This window comes from Kitasatospora sp. NPDC057198 (genome assembly GCF_042670125.1).
Classification (GTDB): domain Bacteria; phylum Actinomycetota; class Actinomycetes; order Streptomycetales; family Streptomycetaceae; genus Kitasatospora.
In genome coordinates this window covers 1-4,147 of record NZ_JBHUWH010000600.1, presented here as the reverse complement: position 1 = coordinate 4,147, position 4,147 = coordinate 1, and the positions used below count along the sequence as shown (strand labels likewise).

Here is a 4,147-nt window from a genome sequence, read left to right as displayed (position 1 = left end):
GGTCAGGTCCGGGGGGCCAGGCGGAAGGTCAGCACCCGGCCGCCCTCCTCGCTGGTCGCCAGGTGCACCCGGGCGCCGATCGGCACCGCCCCCGGCAGTCCGCCGAGCACCGCCGCCTGCACGGTGAAGCCCTCGTCGAGCACGATCAGGTACGCCCGCCCCAGGTGCGGGCCGCGGCGGGTCGGCCGCAGCAGGCGCTGTACGGTGCCCCGGCCGGTGGCACGGGCGGGCGCCAGGTCCGCCGAGCCGCACACCGGGCACAGCAGGCAGGCCGCCGAACTGGCCGAGCGGCACCAGTGGCAGCTCCGGTAGTCGAGTTCGGCCTCGGCGGGCTGCGCGGGGAGGGCCGGGGCGGGGAAGGGCTGTGCGGGGAAGGGGGTGAACCGCTGCGGGGCGAGCGGTGCGGACGGGGCGAGCGTGAGGGTCATGGCCGTCTCCTCCCGAGGGACTGGGTGCGCCGCCGTACCGCCGCCCGGGAGCGGGCGTGCGGTCGGGGCGTCTGCCAGAAGGAAGGTATGGCACTCAGTGCCTCATGTAAAGGTACGCAGTGCCAATCGGTTCGGACGGTCGGTCGGTGCGCCGCCCGGTCCGCGCGGCCGGGCGGGCTCAGCCCTCCAGGGCGGCCTCCACGCCCTGCACCACCCGCCACATCGGGGTGCCCCGGCGGGCCACCATCACCACCACCTCGTCGTCCTGCGAGGCCGGGCCGGCGCCGCCGTCGGCGCCGTCGCCCCAGGTGTCGACCACCAGTTGGAGCGCCTCGTCCACCGCCGCCCCCACGTCCCCCTCGCCGCCCGAGCGGAGCCAGGAGCGCAGCGCGTAGTTGTGCGCCGCCACCACCGCGGCCGCGATCACGTCCGCGCGCAGCGCGCCGTCCGAGCGGGCCGCGTACCGGGTGCGCAGGTGGCCGGCGAGGGTGCGCTCGTAGCGCCAGACCACGGACAGCTCGTGGATGCGCAGGGTGGGCACCTGCTTGGTCAGCCGGTAGCGCCCGACCGAGAAGGCCGGGTTGCCCGCGTACATCCGCAGCACCAGCCGGGCCGCGTCGCACACCTGCTCCACCGGGTCCCCGGCCGGGTCGGCCGCCGCGAGGAAGGCCGTCATGTCGGCCAGGCAGCCGTCGTGGTCGGGGAACACCACCGCTTCCTTGGAGGGGAAGTACCGGAAGAACGACCGCCGGCCGACGCCCGCGAGCGAGACGATGTCGTCGATCGTGGTCTGCTCGAAGCCCCGCTCCGAGAACAGCCCGAACGCCGCCTCCACCAGCGCGTCCCGCATCGTCGGCCGCGCCGCGCCGCCCCCGGCGGCGCGGTCCTGCTCATGCACCTCGCTCATACCCGGACGGTAGCACCGAACAGGGTGTTCGGGGTGGGCTGGACGACACTGAGTGTGCATAATCGAGGGTACTGAGTGCCACACCGAGGAGACTGCCATGACCCAGGACTTCGACCTCTACCGGCTCGGCGAGGAGCACGACATGCTCCGGGAGTCGGTGCGCGCGCTGGCGGAGGCGAAGATCGCCCCGTTCGCGGCGGCGGTGGACGAGGAGGGGCGTTTCCCGCAGGAGGCGCTCGACGCGCTGCAGGCCGCCGACCTGCACGCGGTGCACGTGCCGGAGGAGTACGGCGGCGCGGGCGCGGACGCGCTGGCCACGGTGCTGGTGATCGAGGAGGTGGCGCGGGTGTGCGCGTCCTCCTCGCTGATCCCGGCGGTCAACAAGCTGGGCTCGCTGCCGGTGCAGCTGTCCGGCTCGGAGGAGCTCAAGGCCAAGTACCTGGGCGCGCTGGCCCGCGGCGAGGGCATGTTCTCCTACTGCCTCTCCGAGCCCGAGGCCGGCTCGGACGCGGCGGGCATGCGCACCCGGGCGGTCCGCGACGGCGACTTCTGGGTGCTCAACGGCGTCAAGCGCTGGATCACCAACGCGGGCGTCTCCGAGTACTACACGGTGATGGCGGTGACCGACCCCGAGAAGCGCTCCAAGGGCATCTCGGCGTTCGTGGTGGAGAAGGACGACGAGGGCGTCTCCTTCGGCGCGCCGGAGAAGAAGCTCGGCATCAAGGGCTCGCCGACCCGCGAGGTGTACTTCGACAACGTGCGCATCCCGGCCGACCGGATGATCGGCGCGGAGGGCACCGGCTTCGCCACCGCGATGCGCACCCTGGACCACACCCGGGTCACCATCGCCGCCCAGGCGCTCGGCATCGCCCAGGGCGCGCTGGACTACGCCAAGGGCTACGTCAAGGAGCGCAAGCAGTTCGGCAAGCCGATCGCCGACTTCCAGGGCGTCCAGTTCATGCTGGCCGACATGGCGATGAAGCTGGAGGCGGCCCGGCAGCTGACCTACGCGGCCGCGGCCAAGTCGCAGCGCACCGACGGCGACCTGACCTTCTTCGGCGCCGCGGCCAAGTGCTTCGCCTCCGACGTGGCGATGGAGATCACGGTGGACGCGGTGCAGCTGCTCGGCGGCTACGGCTACACCCGGGACTACCCGGTGGAGCGGATGATGCGGGACGCCAAGATCACCCAGATCTACGAGGGCACCAACCAGGTGCAGCGGATCGTGATGGCCCGCAACCTGCCCTGACGGCGGGGGGTTTCCGGGCCGGGGGCGCGGGGAGCGATCGGGCTCCCGGCGCCCCCGGCGGCGTTCCGGGGCGAGTGGTTCCGGTCACAGGCGGCGCGGGAGCCGGGTTCACGGCGTGAGCGAAGTCCCTTCGGCGGTACGGGAGTTGGCCGGAAATGACCGGTGGCGGCGGCGGGCCCGGCGGGCTTTCCCCGGCACGGGATGTCGACCCGGCGTGGCGGGAGACCTAAGGTATGCCTTAGCTTACTGGGCGGTCGCCGGGGTTCCCCGGAGCGGCCGCCGCATCGGCCCGACCCCGCGTCCCCTCGTCCCTGGAGTGAGCATGCCCGCCCGCCGTACGTCCGCCGCCGCGTTCCTCGTCCTCGCCGTGGCGGGTGCCGCGCTGGTGGGGTGCTCGAAGAAGGACGACGGCAAGGCTTCCGCGGACGGCGCCGCCGGCCCGGTGCAGGTGACGGCGACGGACGACAAGTGCGAGCTGTCGAGGACCGCCTTCCCGGCCGGGCACGTCGAGCTGGCCGTGGCCAACAAGGGCGGCAAGGTCACCGAGGTGTACGTGTACGCCGACGGCGACAAGATCGTCACCGAGCGGGAGAACATCGGCCCCGGCACCAAGGTCACCATCAACGCCGAGATCAAGGCCGGCACCTACGAGGTGGCCTGCAAGCCGGGCATGACCGGCGACGGCATCCGGCAGAAGATCACCGTCACGGCCGGCGCCTCGGCCTCCGCCAAGGCGGACGACCGGCTGACCCAGGCCGTCACCGACTACCGGAAGTACGCCCAGGAGCAGGCCGACGCGACCATCCCGGTGGTGGAGCAGTTCGCCGCCGCCGTCACCGCCGGCGACGTGGAGAAGGCCAAGTCGCTGTTCGCCGCCTCCCGGGTCGGCTGGGAGCGCACCGAGCCGGTGGCCGAGAGCTTCGGCGACATCGACCCGAAGACCGACACCCGCGAGGACGCCCTGGAGGAGGGCCAGGCGTGGACCGGCTGGCACCGGATCGAGAAGTCGCTCTGGGTGGACGGCAGGATCGGCGACGAGGAGAAGACCCTCGCCACCCAGCTGGTCACCGACCTGAAGGACTGGCAGAGCCGCATCCCCGGCGCCGAGATCACCCCCACCGGCATGGCCAACGGCGCCAAGGAACTCCTCGACGAGGTCTCCAAGAACAAGATCACCGGTGAGGAGGACCGCTACAGCCACACCGACCTGTCGGACTTCGCCGCCAACGTCGAGGGCGCCCGCCAGGCGTACGAGCTGCTGAAGCCGGTCGCCTCCGAGAACGACCCGGAGCTGTCCAAGACCCTGGACGCCGAGTTCGAGAAGATCACCGAACTGCTCGGCAAGTACCGGGCCGCCGACGGCACCTACACCTCCTACGACAAGGTCACCGAGGACGAGCGCAAGACCTTCTCGGACGCGGTGAACGCGCTGGGCGAGCCGCTCTCCAAGCTGGCCGCCGCGGTCGTGGTCAAGTAGCCGCGTCCAGGAGCACCCGCCCGCGGCCGGGAACGGTCAAGCCCAGGTCAAGGGGGGCGGGGCGGGCTGGGAGCCCAGGTAAGGGC

Annotated in this window: 4 protein-coding genes; 2 read left to right on the top strand and 2 right to left on the bottom strand. The window is 72.4% G+C overall.

Annotation, left to right across the window (positions count from 1 at the left end; translation table 11 throughout):
* Positions 1–2 precede the first annotated feature (2 nt).
* Together ACFUEL_RS36285 and ACFUEL_RS36280 are read right to left on the bottom strand one after the other, a co-directional pair.
* A complete protein-coding gene (locus ACFUEL_RS36285; protein ID WP_380241942.1) occupies positions 3–428 on the bottom strand; it encodes a Zn-ribbon domain-containing OB-fold protein in 426 nt (141 codons plus the stop codon).
* A gap of 178 nt (positions 429–606) precedes the next feature.
* Positions 607–1,335 (bottom strand): TetR family transcriptional regulator, encoded by a 729-nt coding sequence (locus ACFUEL_RS36280; protein ID WP_380241941.1) that lies wholly within the window; start codon positions 1,333–1,335, stop codon positions 607–609.
* 97 nt (positions 1,336–1,432) lie between these two features.
* On the opposite strand from ACFUEL_RS36280, the gene ACFUEL_RS36275 reads away from it, so the two are divergent.
* Both ACFUEL_RS36275 and efeO read left to right on the top strand, forming a co-directional pair.
* On the top strand, positions 1,433–2,584 hold the full coding sequence (locus tag ACFUEL_RS36275) for an acyl-CoA dehydrogenase family protein (RefSeq protein WP_380241939.1): 1,152 nt from the start codon (positions 1,433–1,435) through the stop codon (positions 2,582–2,584).
* 322 nt (positions 2,585–2,906) lie between these two features.
* A complete protein-coding gene (gene efeO, locus ACFUEL_RS36270) occupies positions 2,907–4,061 on the top strand; it encodes an iron uptake system protein EfeO (RefSeq protein ID WP_380241937.1) in 1,155 nt (384 codons plus the stop codon).
* The last annotated feature ends 86 nt before the right edge of the window (positions 4,062–4,147 follow it).

Excerpts from the sequence above, each read along its gene's own strand:
- ACFUEL_RS36275 (WP_380241939.1), top strand. The coding sequence starts at position 1,433 with ATGACCCAGGACTTCGACCTCTACCGGCTCGGCGAGGAGCACGACATG.
- efeO (WP_380241937.1), top strand. The coding sequence starts at position 2,907 with ATGCCCGCCCGCCGTACGTCCGCCGCCGCGTTCCTCGTCCTCGCCGTG.
- ACFUEL_RS36280 (WP_380241941.1), bottom strand. The coding sequence starts at position 1,335 with ATGAGCGAGGTGCATGAGCAGGACCGCGCCGCCGGGGGCGGCGCGGCG.
- ACFUEL_RS36285 (WP_380241942.1), bottom strand. The coding sequence starts at position 428 with ATGACCCTCACGCTCGCCCCGTCCGCACCGCTCGCCCCGCAGCGGTTC.